Consider the following 23,597-nt stretch of genomic DNA (forward strand, 5'->3'; position numbering starts at 1 on the left):
AAGCTGAAGTCCTTTCCGGAGGATTCGCCATGTTCAACGTTTCGAAACTCTCGCGTACAGCGCGCGTGCCCCGCTCGCCACGCACTACCCACGTGGCGCCGCTGATGGCACACCGCACCACCGGTGTCCTCGCGGCGTTGGGTATCGCTGCCGCCGGTCTGGCCATGACACCCCCCGCGCAACGCGCGCTCCCGGGCTGGCTCGACACGTTCTGCACGCTGACGGCGAGCGCCACGACGGCCATGATGGCAAGCGCATCGGCAGGCAATGATGCGGCTGCTCGTCCCGCCACCAAGCTCACGCCACTGTCGTGTGAGCCCTTGGCCAACGCCCCCGGCAAATCGGTCACGACGGCGATCGTGGAATTTCCGCCGCTCGCCTTCTCGCCGCCCCATCGTCATCCGGGCGCCGTGACTGCCGTCGTGATCGAAGGCACGATCCGGTCGCAACTCAATGCCGAGGTGCCCGTCACCTATCACGCGAATCAAACGTGGTTCGAGCCGCCGGGCACCCTGCACACGATGTCCGAAAACCCCGACCCGGTGCACTCGGCGCGTTTGCTCGCGTTCTTCGTGACGAACGAGAACTGCGGCCCGCTGACCATCTACGAACCGGCTGCCCAGCCTTCGTGATCCGCGTGTCCGATCAGCCGCCGACACCGCATTCGCGAGGTGTTTTCAACGCTCGCGTGGCGCACAACACTACGGCCGCGAGACCGCACAAGAAGTACGTGCCGCCGAGCGTCTGCGCCATGCCCGAGAGCGTGAGCCCCGCGCCGATCAGCAGGTAGTAATACAGTCCGAGTACTGCACCGCCGGTGCCGAGCCGGTCACGATAACGCGCCAGTGCGCTGCTCAGAATGTTGGGAATCGCCAGCCCGAACGCCACAACCAGCAGCATGACCGGTACGAGGAACCACAAGGTGTCCGAGAGCAGCAGAATGGCGGCGCCGCTGATCGTCGCCAGCACGCTGGCCGTCATCACAATGCGTTGCGGCGCGACGTCGCGTGCCAGCAATCGCTTGTTGAGACTCGCGCCGATGCCGGAGCCAAGGGCGAGCGCCAGCCCCGAGTAGCCGAACAGCGTCGTGCTGACGCCAAGCCGCTCGAACATGAACGGCGCAAGGCTGTAGTACGAAAAGAGGCAGGTGTTGAATAGCGCGACGAGCGCCGCCGAGCACCAGATATCGAAGTCGCGCAGCATCACCCACAACGTCGCGAACAACGGCACCTTCGTGACCTGCGGCGGACGCGTCTCCGGCAAACGCATCACACTCCAGCCGAGCAGCGCGACCGCCAGCACCGCCAGCCCGCCGAACACCCCGGCGTAACCGTGCCAGCCCGCGAGCACCGCCCCCGAGAACATGCCGATAGCCGGGCTCACGGCGAGCGCCATGCCGACCATCGAAAACACCTGCCCCAACGCAGGCCCCTGATACCGATCGCGCAAGATCGTTTGTGTCACCACCGATCCGACCGCCGCCCCGAAGGCCGACGTCACGCGAGCGGCGAGCAAAGCACCGAAGGTATCGACGAACAGCGCCGCGACGCACGCCACCGCATAGATCGCGAGGCCGAACAGCATGGTCGGACGACGGCCGATCACATCACACATGCGCCCCCAGACGACCACGCCGATGGCAAACGCAAAAAAGTAGACCGAGAGCGTGCTGGCCGCGGCGGCCGGCCCCACGCCAAATGCCTCGCCGATATCGACGAGGGCTGGGCTGTAGATCGTCTCGGCGATCTGCGGAAACATTAGGAGCGCGATGGGCAACGCCATCTCGCGCCGGGTAGGCAAAGTCATGGAAAGCTCCTGGAAAGTGAAGGCAGCATCTTGCAGGGGCGTGGTCTGACGTATTATTGGTATTCCGTCGATTTATCCATCAAATCGGACAATTCTTTGCACCGCCCTCGCCATGGCATGGCTTGATCCTCAGGCAGCGTTCGATCCCGACACCCTGTCGCGCAACGCGATCGGCATTGCGTCCACGCTTGGCAATCACGACTCCGGGGCGCATCGACACCGCATGGGGCAGTGGCTGTTCACGCAGCACGGCTGCGTTCGCATCACGCTCGCGCATCAGTTGTGTCTGCTGCCGCCCACGCGCGCCGCATGGATTCCCCCCGGGGTAACGCATCGCGCAGTGACCGGCACGCCGGTGGAATACCGTTCGATCTTTCTCGGCGAGCCGTGGACCGACACGCTGCCCGCGCAAATCGAAGTCATCGAGGTCGGCGCGCTGCTGCGCGAAGTGTTCGAGCGCATCGCCTTCGCCGCGTGGGACACCGACTGGTCGACGGGCACCGCCAGCCATTTGTTGGCCTTGTGTCTGGCCGAGACCGCCACCGCGGCACGCCAACCGTTGCTGTTACCGCTGCCGACCGACCGGCGACTCGCCCCATTGTTTGCGCATCCGGAACAACTACCGCCCGCCCTCGCCGATCTGGAGCGCACCGTCGGCGCCAGCGTCAGGACCATCGGGCGGATCTTCCAGCGCGAAACCGGCATGAGCTATCAGCAGTGGCGTCAGCAATGGCGGCTGATTCGTGCCGTAGAGGGGTTATCGAGCGGCAGAACGCTTGCGTGGGTCGCGCACTCGCTCGGTTTCGCCAGCGAAAGCGCGTTCATCGCTTTCTTCAAAGGAATGACCGGCAAGACACCGGGTCAGTTGCGTCAGGAAGTTGCCCGACGAGACGTCACACACGGGCGCTAAAGTCGAACCATTGCCGGTGAAGGTCAGCGAATGTCACCCACGCGCTCACGCCCTGTGTGCCTTGCAAATTGCGCACCCGGCGCTGCTTTTTTCATGCAACCCGCGTGTCAAGACTCGCGTGCAACTTTAGAACGCGGTAAGGTACGTCGCGAAGGGAATCACCCCAAACGTCGTTGCAACGAGGAATTTCTCAATGAAAACCAAAGCCGCCATTGCCTGGGAAGCCGGCAAGCCCCTGACCATCGAGGAAGTTGATCTGGAAGGGCCGCGCGCTGGCGAGGTGCTGATCGAGGTCAAGGCCACCGGCATCTGCCATACGGACTACTACACGCTTTCGGGCGCTGACCCGGAAGGTATCTTCCCCGCGATTCTCGGCCATGAAGGCGCGGGCGTCGTGGTCGACGTCGGCCCCGGCGTGACCACGCTCAAGAAAGACGATCACGTCATTCCGCTGTACACGCCCGAGTGCCGTCAGTGCAAGTTCTGCCTGTCGCGCAAGACCAACCTGTGTCAGGCGATCCGCAGCACGCAAGGGCGCGGCCTGATGCCGGACGCCACGTCGCGCTTCTCGCTCGACGGCAAGCCCATCTTCCACTACATGGGCACCTCCACGTTCTCGAACTACATCGTCGTGCCCGAAATCGCCGTGGCGAAAGTGCGCTCCGACGCGCCGTTCGACAAGGTCTGCTACATCGGCTGCGGCGTGACCACCGGCGTGGGTGCCGTGGTGTACTCGGCGAAAGTCGAAGCGGGCGCAAACGTCGTGGTGTTCGGTCTCGGTGGCATCGGCCTGAACGTCATTCAGGGTGCCAAGATGGTGGGCGCCGACAAGATCATCGGCGTCGACATCAACCCGGGCCGCGTGGAACTCGCGAAGAAGTTCGGCATGACGCACTTCATCAACCCGAACGACGTCGAAAACGTGGTCGACACCATCGTGCAACTGACCGACGGCGGCGCCGACTACTCGTTCGAGTGCATCGGCAACGTCACGACCATGCGTCAGGCGCTCGAATGCTGCCACAAGGGCTGGGGCCAGTCGTTCATCATCGGTGTGGCAGCGGCCGGACAGGAAATCAGCACGCGTCCGTTCCAACTGGTGACGGGCCGCGAGTGGAAGGGCTCGGCCTTCGGCGGCGCGCGCGGCCGTACCGACGTGCCGAAGATCGTCGACTGGTACATGGAAGGCAAGATCAACATCGACGATCTCATCACGCACACGCTGCGCCTTGACCAGATCAACGAAGGCTTCGATCTGATGAAGCGCGGCGAGTCGATCCGCTCGGTCGTGCTGTACTGATCGACGCGATCAACGTCATCGACAGGGCCCCCGCCCCATCGTGACCCGCCCCGGCGAGGCAAGCGCCGCGTCACCCGATCCGGTGCGCCCACCGGGCCACCCGCTCGCGCCTCCTGCGGCGGGTGATCCCACCGGGCCGCTTGCCCGGGCACGTCGGCGGCGGCATCGCATCCGCCTGGCTGTCTTTCTGACGATGCTCGTCGCGGGTCTCGTCTTCACCACCTACAGTCTGGTTCGCGATGTTGGCCGCACGGGCGAGCATTCGATGGCGCTGCTGCCGTTTGCGCTGCTGGTCATCGCGCTCGTGATCGCTCTCGGCTTCGAGTTCGTCAACGGCTTTCACGACACGGCCAACGCGGTCGCTACCGTCATCTACACCAACTCGCTGCCACCCAGCATCGCGGTGATGTGGTCGGGCCTGTTCAACTTTCTCGGTGTGTTGCTCTCCAGCGGCGCGGTCGCGTTCAGCATCGTCTCGTTGCTACCGGTCGAATTGATTCTGCAAGTGGGTTCGTCGGCGGGCTTCGCCATGGTCTTCGCGCTGCTCATCGCTGCGATCGTCTGGAATCTGGCGACGTGGTGGCTGGGCCTGCCCGCCTCGTCGTCGCACACGCTGATTGGCTCGATCGTCGGTGTCGGCCTTGCCAATGCACTCATGCGCGGACGCGATGTGACTAGCGGCGCGGGCGGCATCGACTGGGGACAGGTCACCACCGTCGGATACTCGCTGCTGCTCTCGCCGATCATTGGTTTCGGCTGCGCTGCGGCGCTCTTTGTCGCCCTGAAGTTTTGCGTGCGCAACCCGGCGCTGTATGAATCGCCGAAACCGCGCACGCCGCCGCCGTGGTGGATTCGCGGCTTGCTGATCCTCACCTGCACCGGCGTTTCGTTCGCGCACGGGTCCAACGACGGCCAGAAGGGCATGGGGCTCATCATGCTGATTCTGGTCGGCACCGTGCCCATGGCCTACGCGCTCAACCACGCCATGCCCGACGCGCAGGTTGCTCAGTTCGTCGCCACGGCGCAGACCGCGCAGCGCTCTCTGGCCGCCCATCCGCCGCTGCCTGCCGGTGTCGCTATCGCGAGCACCGCAACCGCGCCGCCCCGCGACGTGCTCACCGCCTTCGTGCGCACCGAGACCCTCACGGCCGCCGTGGTGCCTGCGTTGTCGGTCCTCACCGGCGACATTGCGCAGGAAGTCGCCAGCCACGGCTCGTTTGCCCGCATGCCCGCCACCTCAGTAACCAATGTGCGCAACGACATGTACCTCGCCGCCGAATCGATTCGGCTATTGGAACGGCGGCGCGACACGGCAATTGCCCCCGACACGGCGCGCGCACTGCACGCGTTCCGGGCGCAACTCGACGAGGCAACGAAATACATCCCCTTCTGGGTGAAAGTAGCCGTGGCAATCGCGTTGGGGCTGGGCACGATGGTCGGCTGGCGACGCATTGTCGTGACCGTAGGCGAGCGCATCGGCAAGAAGCACCTGACCTACGCGCAAGGCGCATCGGCCGAGTTGGTGGCGATGGCGACCATCGGCGCGGCCGATCTCTACGGGCTGCCCGTGTCGACCACCCATGTGTTGTCGTCGGGCGTGGCCGGCACCATGACCATCAACGGGTCGGGGTTGCAGTGGGACACCATCCGGAATTTGTTACTGGCGTGGGCCCTGACCCTGCCCGCCGCGATCGTGCTCGCCGGCGGGCTCTACTGGGCGTTCCGGCAGGTATTCTGAGGCGCAGCGGGCGAATGGACGTGGCTCGACAGGGGCCGCAAAGACCTTCCCATTTTGTAAGCCCTGTAATGCGCACAAACATTGCCGTCCGGTTTCGATACGCGTGACAGCAAACCAAGTGGGCACTCCGCCGGTCGAAACCCATACAACATTACGAAGCGTGTCGTCCGGCGCGCATTTCGCCTGACGCCGGACACACGGTTACGACAGGGAGAATGCAATGAACAAAAGCTTCTTGCCGCTCGTCATCACGGGCGCCGCGACGGTTGTCACACTCGCGGCATTGCCCGGTGTGGCGTCGGCGCAAGCGAGTCAGGCCGTCATCAATTCCCCGGCCAACGTGCGGGCCGGCCCGGCGAGCGACTATCCGGTCGTCTCGCAGGCGGGGCCGGGCATGCCGGTGACGGTGTACGGCTGTTTGTCCGATTACACGTGGTGCGACATCGGCCTGCCGGGCTCGCGCGGCTGGATCTACGCGGCGCTGCTGAGCTATCCGTATCAGGGCAGTCCGGTGCCCGTGCTGAACTACGGCACGATGATCGGTCTGCCGATCGTGACGTTCTCCATCGGCGCGTACTGGGGCAACTATTACCGTGGCCGCCCCTGGTACAACGATCAGCGCTACTGGCACCGCCCGCCGCCCCGTCCACGCCCGCCGCATTGGGGCGGCGGCCCGGGACCGCGTCCGCCGGGCGGCCATTACCCGGGTCCGGGCCCGCGCCCGCCCGGCCATGGCGCAGGTCCCGGACCCCGCCCACCGGGACACGGTGCAGGTCCCGGCCCACGCCCGCCCGGTCACGGTGCCGGCCCGGGTCCGGGTCGTCCTCCCGGGCACGGGGCGGGCCCCGGCCCGCGGCCTCCCGGCGGCGGTGGTGGACACGGTCCGCGCCCGCCCGGCGGCGGCGGTGGAGGCCACGGCGGTGGTAATGGGGGCGGCCATGGCGGCGGTGGCGGCGGCCACGGTGGTGGCGGCGGTGGGCGTCCGGGCGGTGATCGCTGATCCCCGAACCGGCACCCGGAGTACGTGACCCCAATTCAGTGACCACTGCACGCGTTTTGGGAAAAACGCTTAAAATGTGAGCATTGCCGGCCAGGCGGAGGCGCCGATCAGGCGCCGATGGCCGGCCCGCAGGACAGCGAGCCCTTAGCAACGCAAGCACGCAACTGACACACCGGTGCCCCGGCGCCGGTGTTTTGCTAGCCAGCTTAACGGGCACCCGTCACATTGCAGACCACTTAGCAGATCTCTCAGACGTGCCGTCGCAGCCTCATCGCGCGACGTTCACGGCAGTCCGGCAAGATCCTCCGTAAGTCTCGATCGTGTTCGTCCCGCCCCGGCGTGCCTTTGCACGTCGCGGTTGCCTATCGCCATGCCGCGTCAGGTATGCACCACCCGTGCGTGCCGTCGGCGGCCTCGTCATCCGTGGCCGATGCCTTTGCAGCAGCCACGCACCCGAGAGCGATCAGGCATGAGCGGCGCTCGCCCACCCTGTGGCCAATCCGTCAGGCATGGGAACGAGCGGCCACAAGCCCAGGGTGCCCTTGCAGCCAGGTCGCGGGACATTGTTGCCCGCGGGATTTCTCCATGGCGCGCGTCACGCGTGCGCCAGAGACATACGTTGCAGGAACCTTTTGCAGGTCATGAGTCTTTTTCGAACCAAAAACATCGAGAACATGCTGGCGGCAAGCCGCACCGGCAGTCTCCGCAAGGTGCTGGGCCCCATCGATCTGGTCCTGATGGGCATCGGCGCCATCATCGGCACCGGCATTTTCGTCCTCACCGGCACGGGCGCGCTCACCGCTGGCCCGGCGCTCACCGTCTCGTTCATGATCGCGGCCACAGCTTGTGGCTTCGCCGCGCTGTGCTACGCCGAGTTCGCGTCCACGATCCCCGTCTCCGGCTCGATCTATACGTACAGCTATGCGACGCTCGGCGAGATCGTCGCGTGGATCATCGGCTGGGATCTGATGCTCGAATACGGTCTGGCGTCGTCGGCCGTATCGGTCGGCTGGTCGGGCTACTTCCAGTCGCTGGCGGCCGGCTTCGGCCTGCACCTGCCCGCCGTCATCACGGCGGCACCGGGCAGCGTGCCGGGCGTGACGACCTTCATCAACCTGCCCGCCGTCGTCATCATGCTGCTGGTCACGTGGGTGCTGTCGTACGGCGTGCGCGAGTCGGCGCGAATCAACAACCTGATGGTCGCGATCAAGATCGGCGTGGTGCTGCTCTTCATCGCCGTGGGCGTATGGCACGTGAAGCCGGCCAACTGGACGCCGTTCATGCCGTTCGGCACCAGCGGCATGTTCAACGCTGCGGCGCTCGTGTTCTTCGCGTTCATCGGATTCGACGCGGTGACCTCCGCCGCCGAGGAAGTGCGTAACCCGGGACGCGATCTGCCCATTGGCATCATCGGCTCGCTGATCGTATGCACGCTGCTGTATGTGGCGGTCGCCGCCATCATGACCGGCATCGTGCCGTTCGCGCAGTTCGCGGGCGTGGATCACCCGGTGTCGCTGGCCCTGCAATATGCGGGGCAGAACTGGGTCGCAGGCTTCGTCGATCTGGGTGCGATTCTCGGCATGACGACCGTGATTCTGGTGATGACGTACGGCCAGACGCGCATCACCTACGCGATGTCGCGCGACGGCCTGCTGCCGCCGATGCTCTCGCGCATCCACCCGACGCACAAGACGCCGTTTGCGGGCACGTGGATCATCGGCGTCGTGTTTGCCGTCATCGCCGGGTTCGTCCCGTTGGGCGTGCTCGCCGAGCTGATCAATATCGGCACGCTGTCGGCGTTCGCGCTGGTGTCGGTCGCCGTGCTCGTGCTGCGCCGCACGCGTCCTGACCTGCCCCGTGCGTTTCGCGTGCCCGGTGCGCCGGTGGTGCCGCTGATCTCCGCAGGCCTTTGCCTGTTCCTGATGGCCCACCTGCAAGCCGCGACCTGGATCGCGTTCGTGATGTGGCTCGCCATCGGCATGGTGATCTACTTCACCTACGCGCGCCGCAACGCGCTGCTGCACAACCACGGCGACGTGCCTGCGCAACCGCCGCAATAATCGAAAGTCGTCGGCAGTATCAAGTGGTGGTCCCTGTCATCAGGGCCGCCGCTGCTCCCTTTCCGTCTACCGACAATTCCGCATCCCGCCCTCGCGCGGGAGCGCGTATAGTCCGGCACAGGCCCCTGCTGCACGCTTGATCGTGTCGCGCGGGCCGCCCGCCTTCATGGCGGTTCTGCAAGTCGCTCGCTCGTGAATTCCGTTGCTTGCCGCTCACAAAGGCTCACAAAGCACCCACAAAAGGAACAAGAACATGCGTCGCTACGTCCTGCTTGCTGCCGTACCTGCCGCCTTCGCCGCCGGCTTCCTCTCGTCCCATCTGATGCCCAGCGCCGTGGCGCAGGCCACCGCCCTCACCCCGCAAATCATCGACGTCGGCGCCATGACCGACGAGCAGATCGGCAAGCTCGTGCCCAACGTCGGCACGCTGCGCTCGCGCACGCTCGTGGCCACGACCAACGGCACCGTCGCCGTGCAAAGCGGCAACGTGCCGCGCCACACGCATCAGGACGCCGATGAGATTCAGTACGTGATTGCCGGTAGCGGCACGTTCTGGCTGGGCGACCAGCAGCGCGACGTGCACCCGGGCGATCTCATCATCATTCCGCGTGGCACCGTGCACGCCGGGTCGCAAAACACCAGCGGCGAGTTCAAGGTGCTGGCAATCAAGCTGCCGCCGCAGGCACCGAACGACATCCAGTTCGTGAAATAACCGTCAGGTCTGCGCCGCCCGACGGCGGCGCAACCCGATGAACGTCAGTTCGGCAAACACCAGCACGGTCACGATTTGCACGGCGATGAACGCCACGCCCAGCGCGTTCGGCGCAATCCAGTCCGACGCGAGCAACACGGCACAGTCGAGCGCCCAGATCGCATTGATGGCGATCACTGCCCATGCAGCTCCCGCCGGCAAGGTCGTGCGGCGCACCAGCCACACCAGCGCCGCCCCATAGACGAGCAGTACCAGCCCGGTCGCGCGCAGACCGTCCGCGGGCAGATCCAGCAGTGCGGCCAGCGGTGCAGCCGCAAGCACCTGCAACAGCCCCACTGCGCCACTGACGAGTGCGTCGGCGAGCAACACGCGGGCAAGAAATAACGATTGAACCGACGTTTGCGCCGAAGACTGAAACGACGTTTGACGGGATGACATCATGGCGACCTCCATCGAAGTTGGACCGATCCGCGCCGCACGCAGACATCAACGTTGCGGCGGGTGATCAGGACGACGAGACATCGGGTCTCGCTGGCTGCCATCTTGGTGAGCCCACGACACGCCGTCGATTACCTGCGAGGTAATGGCGGTGCATTCCCCAGCCGCTATCATCCGTTTCATGACCACACCTGCTATCGGAACCCTGTTGCGCGACTGGCGTCAGCGCCGGCGCATGAGCCAACTCGATCTCGCGCTGGAAGCGGAGATCTCAACGCGCCATCTGAGTTTTGTCGAGACAGGCCGCGCGCAGCCGAGCCGCGAGATGCTGCTGCATCTTGCGCAGGCGCTCGACATCCCGTTGCGCGAGCGCAATGCAATGCTGGTTGCGGCGGGCTTTGCGCCGCGCTTCGAAGCCCGCGCGTTCGATGCCCCCGACATGGCGGTGGCCCGCGAAGCCGTGCAGCGCGTGCTCGATGGCCACGAGCCTTACCCGGCGCTGGCCGTCGATCGCCATTGGACATTGCTGGCGGCGAACCGCGCCGTCATGCCACTGCTCGCTGGCGTGGACCCATCGTTGTTAAGCGGTGCGGTCAACGTGTTGCGCCTGTCGCTGCATCCGGACGGGCTGGCACCCCGCATCGCGAATCTGCCCGAATGGCGCGCGCATCTGCTGCATCGTCTGCGTCAGCAGATTCATGCGAGCGGTGACGCCACGCTGGGCGAGTTGTATGAGGAGTTGAAGGCGTATCCGGTGAGGTCGCGCGAGCCACCGCCTGCGGTGCCGGCATCGGCGAGCATCTTCGTGCCGATGCAGTTGCGCACCGATGCTGGCCTGCTGTCGTTCTTCAGCACAACGACGGTATTCGGCACGCCGGTGGATGTGACACTCGCCGAACTGGCGCTCGAAGCGTTTTATCCGGCCGATGACGCGACGGGCCGGGCCATGCGCGCCATGGTGTTGTGACGCCGGGGCGCCGTCAGCCGAAATTACGGTTGAACCACACCACGCCGTAGCCGATGGCGAACATCGTGAGCAGCAGCGGCACAGAGATACGCAGCACCTGAATGACGAGCGGGCGCGGCGGCACATCCTCGTCTTCGGGCATGCGGTCGGCCTCGCGCAGCGCACCGGTACACAGCGCTGCCGCGACAGCACTCACGAACACCCAGAAGGTCTGGTTGTAGAGGAGTGCAACCAGCAGCAACGCCAGAGCGACGTTGCGGCCGTGATAGATCATGTTGACGGTATTGCGAAAGGCTTGCGGCGACATGTCGGTGTAGCGCAGGTATCGACCGTCAAGCGGCCCCCGCGCAAAAGTTCTTGTTATGTGACTTCAACCCCTGTTGGCACCGGGCATCGGACCGGGCGAAACGGAGCCATCGAAAGCTCAGTGAAGCATATCCACACTTAACGGCCGCTGCCACCACAGTCTTTAACATCAGTGCGATCGATGCGATCGGCACTCTCGGCACCATCCACCGTCATGCGAATGCGGTATTCTCGCTCGCATGACCGAACCCGCTTCCCTCCCAGCCCTCCCCACGGCGGCCGACAGCACGCCCGGGCGCGCCATCTACGTCATCGTGGCCCACCCGCGTTGGCGCGACTCACGTGTGAACCGCCGCCTGCTCGACGCCGCGCGCAGCATTGCCGGTGTGGACGTGAACGACCTGTATTCGACCTATCCCGACTTCAGCATCGACGTCGCTGCCGAACAGCAGCGCGTGGCGCGTGCCGACCTGATCGTGCTCGTGCATCCGATCTACTGGTACAGCATGCCGCCGCTGCAAAAACTGTGGTTCGACGAGGTGCTCACGTGGGGCTGGGCGTACGGACACGATGGCCACGCGCTCGCCGGAAAGGATCTCTGGCTGGTGCCGAGCACGGGCGGCCCGCAGGCCAGCTACTGCGCCGAAGGCTACAACCAGCACGACTTCGCCGACTTTCTGCCCGCCTATGAGCAGACAGCACGACTGTGCGGCATGCGCTTCCTGCCGCCGCAAGTGTTTTTCGGGGCGCGCCGCAGCGGCGATGCCACGCTTGACGCGCACGTGACTGAGTTCGCCGGTCGTCTGGCGACCTATCCGCAATGGCCGGAACTGATCTCGATGGACGCCGCCCCCGAGTGCAGCGACATCCCCGACAGCGACCGTCCGCGCTGCCCGCCGGAAGTTGCGCCGCCTGCGCTAAGCGCACCGGCCACCGCTGACGCTGACACCGACGCCCGTCCCGGGAGGGCCCTCTGATGGAACACGTCCCGTCGTGGCTGCTCGCCAGCCTGATCTATCTTGCGGCAGCGGTCATCGTGGTGCCGCTCTCACGGGCGTTGGGGCTCGGCGCGATCATCGGTTATCTCGCCGCTGGCATCGCCATCGGCCCGTGGGGTCTGGGGCTCGTCTCGCGTGTGGAAGACGTGCTGCACTTTGCCGAGTTCGGCGTGGTGCTCATGTTGTTTCTTGTGGGTCTCGAACTGGAGCCGCGCCGCCTGTGGAATTTGCGGCGGCCGATCTTTGGCTGGGGGTCTGCGCAAGTCATTGGCTGCGCCGTGCTGCTGTTCTGCGCAGGTTTTGCGCTCGGAGCCCCGTGGCGCATTGCCCTCGTCGCAGCGCTCGGACTGGCGCTGTCGTCCACGGCAATTGCCTTGCAGGTGATGGCCGAGCGCAACCTGCTCGGCACGCCCAGCGGACAGGCCGGCTTCTCGATCCTGCTGTTTCAGGACGTCGCGGCGATCCCGATTCTCGCGCTGCTGCCGCTGCTCGCCAACTCGGTCGACAGCCACGCCCTGACCGGCACCCAGCGTGCGCTCGAAGCCCTGAAAATCGTCGGCGTAATCGCGGCCATCATTCTCGGTGGCCGGCTGGCATTGCGCCCGCTGCTGCGCTGGATTGCCAACAGCAAGACGCCGGAAATCTTCACGGCCGCCGCGCTGCTGCTCGTCGTCGCCATTGCCGCGTTGATGCAGTGGGTTGGGTTGTCGATGGCGTTGGGCGCGTTCCTCGCCGGGGTGTTGCTGGCAGAAAGCGAATACCGCCGCGAACTCGAAACCGACATCGAGCCGTTCAAGGGGTTGCTGCTCGGGTTGTTCTTCATCGCCGTGGGCATGAGCATCGACTTCGGCGTGTTGTTTGCGCAGCCGCTGCGCATGCTGGCGGTGGTCGTCGGCTTCATGGCGGTGAAGGGGCTCGCGATCTTCGGGTTGTCGCGCCTGATGAAGCTCCCGTATCAGGAGCGGCCGATCTTCACGCTGCTGCTGGCACAGGGTGGTGAATTCGCCTTCGTGGTGTTTCAGTCGGCAGGCCCGCAAGTCTTGCCGCCTGCCGTGTCGTCATTCCTGATCGGTGCCGTCGCGCTCTCGATGCTGATCTCGCCGCTGCTGCTCGTCGCCATCGACAAGTGGCTGCTGCCGCGCTACAGCCTCAAGGGTTCGCCGCGCATGGAGGAGATTGCCGAGCCGCAGACGGCGAGCGTGGTGATCTGCGGGTTTGGCCGCTACGGCCAGATCGTCGGGCGGGCGTTGATACCGCAAGGTGTGTCGGTGACGGTGCTCGATCATGATCCGGACACCATCGAAAGCCTGCGGCAGATTGGCTTTCGCGTGTTCTACGGCGATGCCACGCGGCTCGACCTGCTGCGCATCGCCGGTGTCGCCAATGCACGCGCCGTGGTGGTCGCGGTCGACGATGTCGATCAGTCGCTGGAGATCGTGGATCTGTTGCGCGAACATTTTCCAGAGGTGCCGATCGTCGCGCGGGCACGCAACGTGGGGCATCTATTCCAGTTGCGCGACCGGGGGGTGAAGCACATCGAGCGGGAAGTGTTCGAGTCGTCGCTTCGCAGCGCACGTTCGGTGCTGGAAGAACTCGGCTGGCCGGCTGCCGAAGCGCGCGAAGCGACCATGGCGTTCCGGCGCGGCAACATCAAGTTGACGGACGAGATGTACCCCTTCTACCAGGACCGCAACAAGATGATTGCGAAGTCCAAGGAAGGCCGTCGTCAGTTCGAGGAGCAGATGACGCGCGAGCGCGAACAGCGCAAAGCGCAGCGGCAGGTCACGTTCGGCTGGGATGGTGACAAAGCGCCAGACATGACGCCCACGCCACCGGAAGCGCAAGAGAAAAGCGCTGGGCAATAATCGACACAGCGCGCAGTGTAAGTCTGCGCGCTGCGTCCGCCATCACACTATCCAGCGCATAGAGCCGCTTGTCGAACCACTAAACCGCGCGGCTTCATTCTGGCTTAATCGAACGGCTTGAAATGCCCGTCGGCCGGCACTTTGGCGTCGGTGCGCAGGCGTTCTTCGGCATCGGTGCCGGCCAAGCCGCGATAGTAGAGATGCACGGCAATCGCGGCCGAGTAGCGGCGAATTTCCACCAGCGTGAGGAAGGCGTGCGCGACCGACGTGAACATCAGGTATGGCGACTCTTCTTCGATCAGGCCGGCGACCTGATGCAAGCCGTGGCGGTGAAGCACTTCGGCAAGTTCGTCGCGGCTGCGGTGCGTGGTGGCATCCGTGGCCGGGTACATCATGCGCAGCAAGACGAGCGGATGCTCGGCGCACGCCAGCGACAGCGCCTGCACAACGGCGTGACTGTCGAGAGCCGTGGCCACGGCTTCACCTTCGGGACGATGCTGCGGAAAAAGTTGCTCAAGGGTCAACGTCATGATGAGTCCAATGCAAAGAAGCTGAAAAACAGCGACAGCGGGCTCACCAGTCTAGTGAGCCCTTGACTCAGGATAAACGCTGCCGGGCGATAACGCGCGTTGCGTCAAACGAAACAATTACAGCATATTTCAAACGCACTTTTGACGGGTGGACGTCTCACTTCCGCCGGGATTTCGTCTCGCATTCGCGCGCCGCGAACCGACAATTCTGCACGGCGCGCTCACATTGCCTGATGGTATGATTTTTGCGAATGCAGACCTGATCGATACCTCATGCGATATCCCGAACAGACGTCCGACGCGCAAGCGATAGCCGTCGCGGAGGCCGAGGCAGACCACGTCATGCGCCATTGGCAATACGATGTCGATGGCCATGTGGCAATTGGTTCGGACTCCCACAAGCAGATGTTTTGCCGCATGCTGCTGGCGTCGCACAACCCCTACAAGCCCGCCGTCATCGACTGGCCGGCGCTTCCGCCCGACGCCCTCAAACGGCTGACCGCGCTGCCCATCTGGGACATCGCCGTGCAGACCGAAGGCCGCGCGTCCATTCGCGTGGCCACCTACGCCGCAACCATTCAAGATCCGCTATTACGCGAAGCCCTCGTCATGGATGGCGAGGAAGAGGCGCGTCACAAGGTGGTGTTGTCCAAGCTGGTAGAAGCCTACGGCATCGAGCTGGCCCCCGAGCCCGCGTATCCGCCGCCGGACGATCCCGAATGGGCGTGGATGAAAACCGGCTTCAGCGAGTGCATCGACAGCTTCGTCGCGTTCGGGCTGTTCCGATCGGCCCAGCGTTCGGGTTATTTCCCCGAGGCCCTCGTAGAGACGTTTGAGCCGGTGATTCAGGAAGAGGCGCGCCACATCCTGTTCTTCGCGAACTGGGTGGCGTGGCATCGCCGCAACCTGCCGTTCTGGAAACGCCCGTGGTTTTACGCGCGCGTTGTCGCCGTGTGGGTCACGTTGATCTGGGACCGCATGGCAATCGCACGCGGCATCGACACCGACGGCGTGGCCCGCGATGCCAACTTCCCCGCGACCAGCACGGCCGAGATCGGCGAATCGCTCAAGCCGCGCGACCTGATTGCGCTGTGTCTGGAAGAAGACGCGCGCCGCATGGACGGCTACGACAAGCGCCTGCTGCGGCCGACCTTCGTGCCGAAACTGGCGCGTCTGGCGTTGCGCTTTATGAAAGCCTGAGGCCGTCACCGCTTTGCCCAGCCCAATGAAAAAAGCCGTCCCCAATGGGACGGCTTTTCACTTGATGCTGCGGGCGATACTGGCAGATCAGCTGCCTTCGCTCACATTCAGTTCGCCGGCAGCGCGGGCGCGGGCGAGTTCTTGCTTGACGTCAGCACGCGAAACGCTCGGGCCTTGCGACACGACGATCGGGTAATTCACGTCGTTTTCAGCCATCAGGCCTTCGGCACGGGCTTGGGCCAGTTCGCTCTTCACTTCAACGCGGCTCTTGGCTTCGCCCGAAGCGACGTACACCGGATAGTCGGCGTCGCCTTGCGGGATCAGACCGTTGGCGCGGGCTTGGGCCAGATCGGCCAGCACGGCAGCGCGGGTCAGCGGCGCACCTTGCGAAGCGACGTCAGGGTAGTTGTTACCGTTTTCAACAGCGTAGCTGGAGGCGGCTCCGAACGAAGCGGCGGCGGCGATAAGGGCGATTGCGATGTTCTTGCGGTTCATGTTTGAAAACTCCTGTCAGTTGCGACGGCTTTGTTTTGTTAAAGCGCCGTCGATGGAAGGAAGTCTAGAACTCGCAAATGCAATGAAAAACGCGATATTTGTCCACGAACTATTGCGTGTTTCGATGAGAATCACATGCCCGGTATTGGTGCAAACCCTGAGAAACCGCGCCCCGTAACGATCTCGGGGCGCGAACGTCTCAGTTGGCCAGCGATGCGCCGAGGGCGTCGAGCAAGAAATGTGTGCCCCGCTCGCGCGAACCGGCGTCGTCGTAGCCGTCGAGAAACGCGCCTTGCTCTGTCATGACGAGTTGTGTGCCGCCGTCATGCGCGCGCAGTTCGATGGTGGCGAGGGACGCCGAGATCTTGCGGGTGTCGAGATGCATTTCATAGGCGTAGACCAGACGCGTATCGGTCACGACGTCGAAATACTGCGCATCGAATGTCGAGACCATGCCACCGGCCCAGCGCCCTTTCGAGTGCTCACGGCCCCCGGGGCGCACATCCATCGAGCGCTCCAACTGGGTGAAGCCCGCGCCGCCGGTGAACCACCGGTCCTTGGCTTCGCGCTCGGTCAGTGCACGGAAGACGCGCGCAGGCGTCGCCGCATATTGCCGTTCGATACGAAATGTCGCGTGCACGACCGAACGATGCGAAGGCGCGTCCACGTCGAAGCGGGTGACTTCGCGGGCAAGTTTGTCGAGCGTCTGTGCCCAGCCTTGGCTTGCGCCGGCGGGCATCCACGCAAACGCCGGATCGACCACCGTATAGCGTTGCTCGACTTCAAGCCGCGTGCCGTCGCAGACATTGGCGAAACCCGCCGTCGTGTGCGCACGGAACAGGACATGCCCGGTGGCGTCCGTCACGTCCATCTCGATTACCAGCCGCACCGGCGCGTCGATTTCGGTGAACCGCCCGCGAATCCAGTGCGACTCGCCTTCGGGCGACTGCATCCGCAGTTCGAACACTCCGCCCACGCGCGCATCGACCTGCGCCTCGGGAACGGTATATCCAGTCGGACAAAACCAGCGTTTGACCGCTTCCGTCGTCGTCCATGCCCGGAACACGGCATCGCTCGCGGCCGCATAGGTCCGGCCGATCGTCATCGGTGGCAGGGGCGCCACGCCATCACTTGCTGTCCTCATGAATCGCTCCTTCGGGCGGCAGGTTGGCCAGATACTCGCCCAACCGGTCGAGATGGCCCTCCCACTCATGTCGGCGCTGGTTGATCCATCGCTCTGCAAGACTCAGCGCCTGAGGTTCGATCCGGCACGTACGCACACGGCCGGCCTTTTCCGTTCGCACCAATCCCGCGCTCTCAAGCACGGCAAGGTGCTGCATGACCGCCTGTAGCGACATCGCCAGCGGCTGCGCCAACGCACTCACCGACGCCGGCCCCTGCGCCAGGCGCACGAGCATGGCGCGGCGGGAAGTGTCGGCCAGCGCCTGAAACGTCAGATCGAGAGTGTTGTCATGGTCAAGCATGTGCTTGAGTATAGTCGCGCAAAATAGTAAAGCAAGCACTTTAGTATCAAATGCTTGCCGAGGGAGAAACCGGCTCAGGTGATGATGTGGTGATCGCCGCGCTCGCGCAGCTTCGCGGTGTGCTGGCGGTGCAGGATCTCGCGCAGCGATTGCTCGGTGGTGTCGGACATCGCGTCGAGCGCGAGGTCGTTGGGTTCGAGCCCGAACGGCTCTTCGATCTCGGCGCTCACGGCTTCGAGGGCGAAGAACGTGTACGAGATGAACGCCACGATCACCGGCGTCATGAGCCCGATCGAGTCGACCAGACCGAACGGCAGCAGCACGCTGTAGAGATACGTCACGCGGTGCAGGATCACGCCGTACGTGAACGGGATCGGCGTCGAGGCAATGCGTTCGCAGCCGCCGATGGCCTCGCCAAGCCGGTCGAGGTGCATCTCCATGACCTGCGCAAGCGGCGCGTCGATCTGGCCCTTCAGCCGGCGCTCACGCAACCACTCGCCTGCCATCAGCAAAATGGTGATCGGCTTGAATTGCTTGCGCATCAGGCACTTCACGTCTTCCGGGCTCAGCAGACGCTCGAAATCCGCGCGCGGGTCCGTGCCGCGCAACTGGTGGCGCATGCCGTGCACGAATGCGATCAGGTAGGCGACGAAACGCGGCGAATCCGAGGTGTCCGAGACCAGCGTCATCGACTGACGGGCGAGGGCGCGCGTCTCGTTGAGCACGCTGCCCCACAGCACGCGGGCTTCCCAGTAGCGGGCATAGCTCGTGGTGTTACGAAAACCGAGAAAGATCGCGAGCGTGATACCGATGAGCGAGAACGGCACGAACGTGAGCGGAATCTTCCACTCGAACACACGGCCGTGCGCCACGGTGACGACAATCGAAATGATCGTGGTGAAGATGAGCTGCGTGGCGATCTTGGGCACGATCGAGCCGCGCACGACGAAAAGCATGCGCAGCCAATGCAGATTGGGACGGACGATCATGGCGGCAAATGGCGCTCGCAAGCGCTCAGGACAGGCTGTGGGGGGAGCCAATTCGCGGGCATCATACGCCCCTGCCCCGCGTCCGGCAACGATTTCCGGCAATTTCAACGAATCTGGCGGCGACCGGCCAAACCTGCGCGCCGCGCCGCCCGGCGGGCTTGTCCGCTAGCGGCGCCGTGCCAAAACGGTGCATCGATGCCTGCGTCACATTGCCGCGGCTGAAATGGTTGCAACCGAATGCAACATCGCTATCCGCCGTGTGTGCGTCTCGCGAGAATGCAACTGCGCCGTCTTGGCGTGTACAAGTGCTCAATAACGATCATGAATCCACATCGCACTCAGGGTAAGTCTCGCGGCCTGGCCGCTCTCGCACTGGTCGCCGGCCTCGCCGGCGTGGTTGGCACGCTGTCTGGCTGCGTCGTCGAGCCGCCTCGTCCCGCGCCTGCCGCGCGTGTCGTGGTCGAGCAAGACCCGCACACCGTCGCCGTGCAGCGTCGCGAGCAGATCGACCGTCGTATCGGCAACGAATCGCGCGACATCGACAACCACGTGAACCAAGGCTACTACCCGCCGCCGCGCGGCTACGAGTTGCATCGCCGACTCGATGCCATCGCGCAGGAAGCGCGTGATATGGCCGCCCAGCACGGCGGTGGCTTGTCGGGTGACGAACAGCGCGCGCTCAATCAAGAACTCGATCAACTGCATCACATGATTGCTGGCTGATCTGCGGGAAGCGAGCCGCTTTACCCGTCGAACGCTCGCATGACAAAACGCCCGGTGGCTGCCAAGCCATCGGGCGTTTTATCTTGATGACGCATGCCCCTCGTTACTTCACATCGAGCGCTTGCGCCAACGTCACCGGGTCCTGAAAGATGCTGGAGAAGTCGAGCGCGCCATGACCATTAGCGCGATGCACTTCAAAGATGCGTCGTGCCAGATCGCCCAGCGGCGTCGCGACATCGCTGCTCGCTGCGGCCCCATGCGCAAGACGCAGGTCCTTGGCCATCAGGTCCGTCGCAAACCCGCCGGTGTAGCCACGCGACGACGCCGCGTTCTCCATCACGCCCGGACACGGGTTGTAGACCTCCAACGTCCAGTTACGCCCCGAGCTTTGCTGCATCACCGCCGAGAGCACCTTCGGGTCGAGCCCGTTGGCAATGCCCAGCCGTAACGCTTCACTCGTGCCCGCCATCAGAATGCCGAGCAGCATGTTGTTGCACAGCTTGAGCGTCTGACCGGCACCGAGCGCACCACCGTGATGAATGGCGCGGCCCATGTTGGCCAGCAGCGGCCGCATGCGTTCGACGAGCGCAGCGTCGCCCCCGACCATGAACGTCAGCGTGCCTGCCGCCGCCCCCGCCGTGCCACCCGACACCGGCGCATCGAGCAAGGCCGTACCGGCGCGCGCGAGCTTCGCCAATTGGCGCGGAATCTCCGGCGGCACCGTGCTGCTGTCGATCAGCACCGCATCGGACGGCGCATTGGCCAGCACACCCTCCGGACCGTCATACGCGGCAAGCACGTGCTCGCCTGCCGGCAGCATCGTAATCACCACCTGTGCGTCGCGGACGGCGTCGGCAATCGACTTGGCCGCCTGACCGCCCCCGGCAGCGAGCCGGTCGACGGCCGCCCCCGACAGGTCGAAGCCGCGCACCGTGTGACCGGCCTTGACCAGATTCGCGGCCATCGGGCCGCCCATATTGCCCAGCCCGATGAACGCGACGCGCCATGTGGGCTGAGAGGTCGTTTCCGTAGCCATCGTCATGTCTCCCGAAAAATAGCCGTGCGTTTTACTTCAGCGTGATTGTCGTGTTCACACCCGAGGGGCCCGTGCCGCGTGCTTGCCAGCGGGCCGTCACGGTCTTGGTCTGCGTCCAGAACAGAATCGCCTGCTTGCCGTTCGGGCCCAGATCGCCGAGCTTCGAGCCGCGCGAGCCCGTGAAGCTGAACCACGCCACCGGCACCGGAATCGGCAAGTTGATACCGACCTGACCGACGTCGATCTCATTCTGGAACTGACGTGCTGCACCGCCATCCTGCGTGAACAGCGCCACGCCGTTGCCGTTCGGGTTGGCGTTGACGAACGCAATCGCTTCGTCGAGCGTATCGACACCGGTCATGCACAGCACCGGCCCGAAGATTTCGTCGCGATAGATCGACATCTCGGCGCTCACGCCGTCGAAGATCGTCGGGCCAACAAAGTTGCCTTCCGGTGCTTCCTTCACGACATGCCCACGTCCGTCGAGCAACAGCTTTGCGCCCTCTTCTACACCGGCACCGATCAACTTCTCGATACGGGCACGCGCCTGCTTCGACACCACCGGACCGAGATCGGCCTTGCGATCGGTGCCCGGGCCTACCTTGAGCGCGCGAGCGCGTTCGACCAACTCAGGCACCCACTCACGGGCCTCGCCCACGAGCACGGCGACCGACGTGGCCATGCAACGCTGACCGGCCGCACCGAATGCCGCGCCCAGCAGATGATTGATGGCTTGTTCGCGATCGGCGTCCGGCAGGATCACGCAATGATTCTTCGCGCCCATCATCGCCTGACAACGCTTGCCGGCTTCCGACGCACGACGGTAGATATGGGTGCCGACGTGCGTCGAGCCGATGAACGAGACCGCCTTGATATCCGGGTGATCACAAATGGCGTTGGCCGTGTCCGGGCCGCCATGCACGACGTTCAGCACGCCCGGGGGCAGACCGGCTTCGAGCGCCAGTTCGGCCAGCCGCAGCGAAGCGCTCGGGTCTTGTTCCGACGGCTTGAGCACGAACGTGTTGCCGGTGGCGACCGCCAGCGGGAACATGAAACACGGCAGCATCACCGGGAAGTTGAACGCCGTGATACCGGCGCACACCCCCAGCGGTTCGATCAGTGTGTACACATCCACGCCGCCCGCCGCATTCTGCGCGTATTCGCCCAGTTGCAGCGAGGCGATCGAACACGCGTGCTCGACCACTTCCAGACCACGACCGATTTCGCCTTCGGCATCGGGCAGCGTCTTGCCATGCTCACGCGTGATCAGCTCGGCGAGTTCGCCCGTGTGATCGCGCAACAGTTGTTGAAAGCGCAGCATCACGCGCATGCGCGACGCCTGCGACGTGGCACGCCACGTCTTGTAAGCCGCCTTCGACGACGCGACCGCGGCATTGAGTTCTTCCGGGGTAGCAAACGGCACGCGTGCAATCACTTCCTGCGTGGCAGGGTTCACGACGTCGCGCCATTGCGACGTCTTCGACTCAACGCGACGGCCGTCGATGAGCAGCGGAATGGTAGGCAGGGACATGACACGCTCTCCAGATCGAAACGAATGCAAAGTTCAGGAATGGCGGCCTGCGGGGCGATGTTGAACAACGTCCACACCCCACACAGCGCCGCCGGTAACTCAAAGATAGGCAATCGGCGCGAGACCGTTGCCCGGCAGTTGAAGCAGTTATCGCGCTGCGGCGGTGGTCTTCACCAGCGAGCAGGTCGACTTCGACAACGGTTGGAACGCTTCGGTGGCGGGCACTGTCGCGACCGTGGTGTAGTAATCCCACGGGCCTTTCGACTCGGCGGGCGACTTCACGCGGAACAGGTACATGTCGTGAATCACGCGGCCATCGGGGCGAATCGAGGCGTTGTGCATGATCGGATCGCGAATCGGCATTTCACGCATCTTTTGCGCAACCACCTTGGCATCCACGCTCTTCGTCGCGGCCACGGCGCGCAAGTAATGCAGCACGCTCGAATACACACCGGCCTGCACCATCGTCGGTTTCAGGTCCTTGTACTTTTTCTGGAAGCGGGCCGACCACGTGCGCGAGGCATCGTCGAAGTCCCAATAGAAGCCATCCGTGAACATCAGCCCCTGCGCGGTATTCAGACCGAGTGCATGCACATCGGAGAGGAACACCAGCAGCGCCGCCAGCTTCTGCCCGCGTTGCACGATGCCGAACTCGCGCGCCTGCTTGAGCGCATTGACGGTGTCTTGCCCGCCATTGGCGAGCGCAACCACTTCCGCCTTCGAGCTTTGCGCGGACAACAGGAACGAGGCGTAATCCGAAGCGTTGAGCGGATGGCGCGATTGGCCCACGACCGTGCCGCCCAGCGCCTTCACGTTATCGGCGGCGTCTTTCTCGAGCGAGTGCCCGAACGCGTAATCGACCGTGATGAAGTACCACGTCTTGCCCCCGTTCTTGACCATCGCACGCGCCGTTGCGGCCGACTGCGAATAGGTGTCGAACATCCAGTGAAAGCCCGTGGGCGAGCAGTCTTCGTTGGTGAGGCGCGTGGTCGCGGGGCCGGAGAACAGCGCAATGCGCTGCTTATCCATGGCGATCTTCTGCACGGCGAGCGCCGCGGCGGAATTGGTCAGGTCGGCCACCGCGTCGACGTTGTCGCGATCAAACCATTCGCGGGCCTTGTTGGCGGCCACATCCGCCTTGTTCTGGTTGTCGGCCGAGACCAGATCGATCTTCATGCCCTTGCATTCGGCGGCCAGACAATCGTCGATCGCCATTTGCGCGGCGACCACCGACCCCGAGCCCCCCATTGCCGAATACGTGCCCGACATGTCGGTGAGCACCCCCACCTTCACCGGACGGTCCGGCAATTGCGCCATGCTGCCAACCGACATCATCCCAAAGCCCGCGCCCAGTCCCAGCGCGAGCAGCCACGGCTTGATCTTCATCGCTTTGTCTCCTGGTTTTTATCGTACGTCGCTGTCGTCTATGCGCAGCGCTCATGAATTGTATTTGTGCGAATTTGCTTTACATAGCACATAGCTGCATCTACTTTGTGCATAAATGCACAT

Annotated in this window: 23 protein-coding genes; 12 read left to right on the forward strand and 11 right to left on the reverse strand. The window is 64.3% G+C overall.

The genetic code is table 11. The annotated features are described in order from the left end of the window. Positions 1–29: 29 nt before the first annotated feature. Complete coding sequence (locus AT302_RS23030) at positions 30–632, forward strand: cupin domain-containing protein (protein ID WP_237172002.1); 603 nt, start codon at positions 30–32, stop codon at positions 630–632. Positions 633–645: 13 nt separating this feature from the next. Here the strand turns inward: AT302_RS23030 and AT302_RS23035 are convergent, their stop codons facing one another. Then, positions 646–1,806, reverse strand: a complete 1,161-nt coding sequence (locus AT302_RS23035) for a multidrug effflux MFS transporter (RefSeq protein ID WP_058375996.1) — start codon at positions 1,804–1,806, stop codon at positions 646–648. A gap of 112 nt (positions 1,807–1,918) precedes the next feature. Here AT302_RS23035 and AT302_RS23040 point away from each other — a divergent pair, with 112 nt between their 5' ends. From AT302_RS23040 to AT302_RS23065, 6 genes are all read left to right on the forward strand, one after another. Beyond that, entirely contained in the window at positions 1,919–2,716 is a 798-nt protein-coding gene (locus tag AT302_RS23040) for an AraC family transcriptional regulator (protein ID WP_058375997.1), read from the forward strand. A 193-nt stretch (positions 2,717–2,909) separates the two neighbouring features. Next, on the forward strand, positions 2,910–4,016 hold the full coding sequence (locus AT302_RS23045; RefSeq protein WP_058375998.1) for an S-(hydroxymethyl)glutathione dehydrogenase/class III alcohol dehydrogenase: 1,107 nt from the start codon (positions 2,910–2,912) through the stop codon (positions 4,014–4,016). Between the two features lie 193 nt (positions 4,017–4,209). Continuing rightward, positions 4,210–5,754, forward strand: coding sequence for an inorganic phosphate transporter (locus AT302_RS23050; RefSeq protein ID WP_084656413.1), 1,545 nt, complete (start codon positions 4,210–4,212; stop codon positions 5,752–5,754). Between the two features lie 220 nt (positions 5,755–5,974). Beyond that, the gene (locus AT302_RS23055) at positions 5,975–6,754 is read left to right on the forward strand and encodes an SH3 domain-containing protein (protein WP_058375999.1); all 780 of its coding nucleotides are present in this window, start codon (positions 5,975–5,977) and stop codon (positions 6,752–6,754) included. Between the two features lie 641 nt (positions 6,755–7,395). Continuing rightward, the gene (locus tag AT302_RS23060) at positions 7,396–8,814 is read left to right on the forward strand and encodes an amino acid permease (RefSeq protein ID WP_058376000.1); all 1,419 of its coding nucleotides are present in this window, start codon (positions 7,396–7,398) and stop codon (positions 8,812–8,814) included. 253 nt (positions 8,815–9,067) lie between these two features. Further along, entirely contained in the window at positions 9,068–9,526 is a 459-nt protein-coding gene (locus AT302_RS23065; RefSeq protein WP_058376001.1) for a cupin domain-containing protein, read from the forward strand. A 3-nt stretch (positions 9,527–9,529) separates the two neighbouring features. Here AT302_RS23065 and AT302_RS23070 read toward each other — a convergent pair whose 3' ends face one another. After that, positions 9,530–9,967, reverse strand: a complete 438-nt coding sequence (locus tag AT302_RS23070) for a hypothetical protein (protein WP_218918974.1) — start codon at positions 9,965–9,967, stop codon at positions 9,530–9,532. Positions 9,968–10,145: 178 nt separating this feature from the next. On the opposite strand from AT302_RS23070, the gene AT302_RS23075 reads away from it, so the two are divergent. Continuing rightward, positions 10,146–10,931, forward strand: coding sequence for a helix-turn-helix domain-containing protein (locus tag AT302_RS23075; RefSeq protein ID WP_058379892.1), 786 nt, complete (start codon positions 10,146–10,148; stop codon positions 10,929–10,931). Between the two features lie 13 nt (positions 10,932–10,944). Here AT302_RS23075 and AT302_RS23080 read toward each other — a convergent pair whose 3' ends face one another. Next, positions 10,945–11,238 (reverse strand): hypothetical protein, encoded by a 294-nt coding sequence (locus AT302_RS23080; protein WP_058376002.1) that lies wholly within the window; start codon positions 11,236–11,238, stop codon positions 10,945–10,947. 238 nt (positions 11,239–11,476) lie between these two features. Here AT302_RS23080 and kefF point away from each other — a divergent pair, with 238 nt between their 5' ends. Both kefF and kefC read left to right on the forward strand, forming a co-directional pair. Then, positions 11,477–12,214: a glutathione-regulated potassium-efflux system oxidoreductase KefF gene (gene kefF, locus AT302_RS23085; protein ID WP_084656414.1), complete on the forward strand. Its 738-nt coding sequence runs from the start codon at positions 11,477–11,479 to the stop codon at positions 12,212–12,214. Continuing rightward, positions 12,214–14,100, forward strand: a complete 1,887-nt coding sequence (kefC, locus tag AT302_RS23090) for a glutathione-regulated potassium-efflux system protein KefC (RefSeq protein WP_058376003.1) — start codon at positions 12,214–12,216, stop codon at positions 14,098–14,100. The genes kefF and kefC overlap by 1 nt, the downstream gene beginning before the upstream one ends. Positions 14,101–14,204: 104 nt before the next feature. Here kefC and AT302_RS23095 read toward each other — a convergent pair whose 3' ends face one another. Then, complete coding sequence (locus AT302_RS23095) at positions 14,205–14,630, reverse strand: hypothetical protein (protein WP_058376004.1); 426 nt, start codon at positions 14,628–14,630, stop codon at positions 14,205–14,207. A gap of 273 nt (positions 14,631–14,903) precedes the next feature. Here AT302_RS23095 and AT302_RS23100 point away from each other — a divergent pair, with 273 nt between their 5' ends. Further along, positions 14,904–15,830, forward strand: coding sequence for a hypothetical protein (locus AT302_RS23100; RefSeq protein ID WP_058376005.1), 927 nt, complete (start codon positions 14,904–14,906; stop codon positions 15,828–15,830). An 87-nt stretch (positions 15,831–15,917) separates the two neighbouring features. Here the strand turns inward: AT302_RS23100 and AT302_RS23105 are convergent, their stop codons facing one another. From AT302_RS23105 to AT302_RS23120, 4 genes are all read right to left on the reverse strand, one after another. Further along, a complete protein-coding gene (locus tag AT302_RS23105; RefSeq protein WP_058376006.1) occupies positions 15,918–16,325 on the reverse strand; it encodes a DUF4148 domain-containing protein in 408 nt (135 codons plus the stop codon). Positions 16,326–16,524: 199 nt separating this feature from the next. Continuing rightward, the gene (locus tag AT302_RS23110; RefSeq protein ID WP_058376007.1) at positions 16,525–17,469 is read right to left on the reverse strand and encodes an SRPBCC family protein; all 945 of its coding nucleotides are present in this window, start codon (positions 17,467–17,469) and stop codon (positions 16,525–16,527) included. Continuing rightward, positions 17,453–17,809: an ArsR/SmtB family transcription factor gene (locus AT302_RS23115; protein ID WP_058376008.1), complete on the reverse strand. Its 357-nt coding sequence runs from the start codon at positions 17,807–17,809 to the stop codon at positions 17,453–17,455. The genes AT302_RS23110 and AT302_RS23115 overlap by 17 nt, the downstream gene beginning before the upstream one ends. Positions 17,810–17,883: 74 nt before the next feature. Beyond that, positions 17,884–18,798, reverse strand: a complete 915-nt coding sequence (locus AT302_RS23120; RefSeq protein ID WP_058376009.1) for a bestrophin family protein — start codon at positions 18,796–18,798, stop codon at positions 17,884–17,886. A gap of 321 nt (positions 18,799–19,119) precedes the next feature. On the opposite strand from AT302_RS23120, the gene AT302_RS23125 reads away from it, so the two are divergent. Continuing rightward, complete coding sequence (locus AT302_RS23125; RefSeq protein WP_058379893.1) at positions 19,120–19,521, forward strand: hypothetical protein; 402 nt, start codon at positions 19,120–19,122, stop codon at positions 19,519–19,521. A 103-nt stretch (positions 19,522–19,624) separates the two neighbouring features. On the opposite strand, the gene mmsB is transcribed toward AT302_RS23125, so the two are convergent. The 3 genes from mmsB to AT302_RS23140 all read right to left on the reverse strand — a co-directional run bounded on the left by mmsB (position 19,625) and on the right by AT302_RS23140 (position 23,423). After that, positions 19,625–20,557 (reverse strand): 3-hydroxyisobutyrate dehydrogenase, encoded by a 933-nt coding sequence (gene mmsB, locus AT302_RS23130; RefSeq protein ID WP_058376010.1) that lies wholly within the window; start codon positions 20,555–20,557, stop codon positions 19,625–19,627. A 31-nt stretch (positions 20,558–20,588) separates the two neighbouring features. Further along, positions 20,589–22,088, reverse strand: a complete 1,500-nt coding sequence (locus AT302_RS23135) for a CoA-acylating methylmalonate-semialdehyde dehydrogenase (RefSeq protein WP_058376011.1) — start codon at positions 22,086–22,088, stop codon at positions 20,589–20,591. 147 nt (positions 22,089–22,235) lie between these two features. Further along, the gene (locus AT302_RS23140; RefSeq protein ID WP_058379894.1) at positions 22,236–23,423 is read right to left on the reverse strand and encodes an ABC transporter substrate-binding protein; all 1,188 of its coding nucleotides are present in this window, start codon (positions 23,421–23,423) and stop codon (positions 22,236–22,238) included. Positions 23,424–23,597: the final 174 nt, after the last annotated feature.

Origin of the sequence: Pandoraea norimbergensis, assembly GCF_001465545.3 — a bacterium.
Taxonomy (GTDB): Bacteria; Pseudomonadota; Gammaproteobacteria; order Burkholderiales; family Burkholderiaceae; genus Pandoraea; species Pandoraea norimbergensis.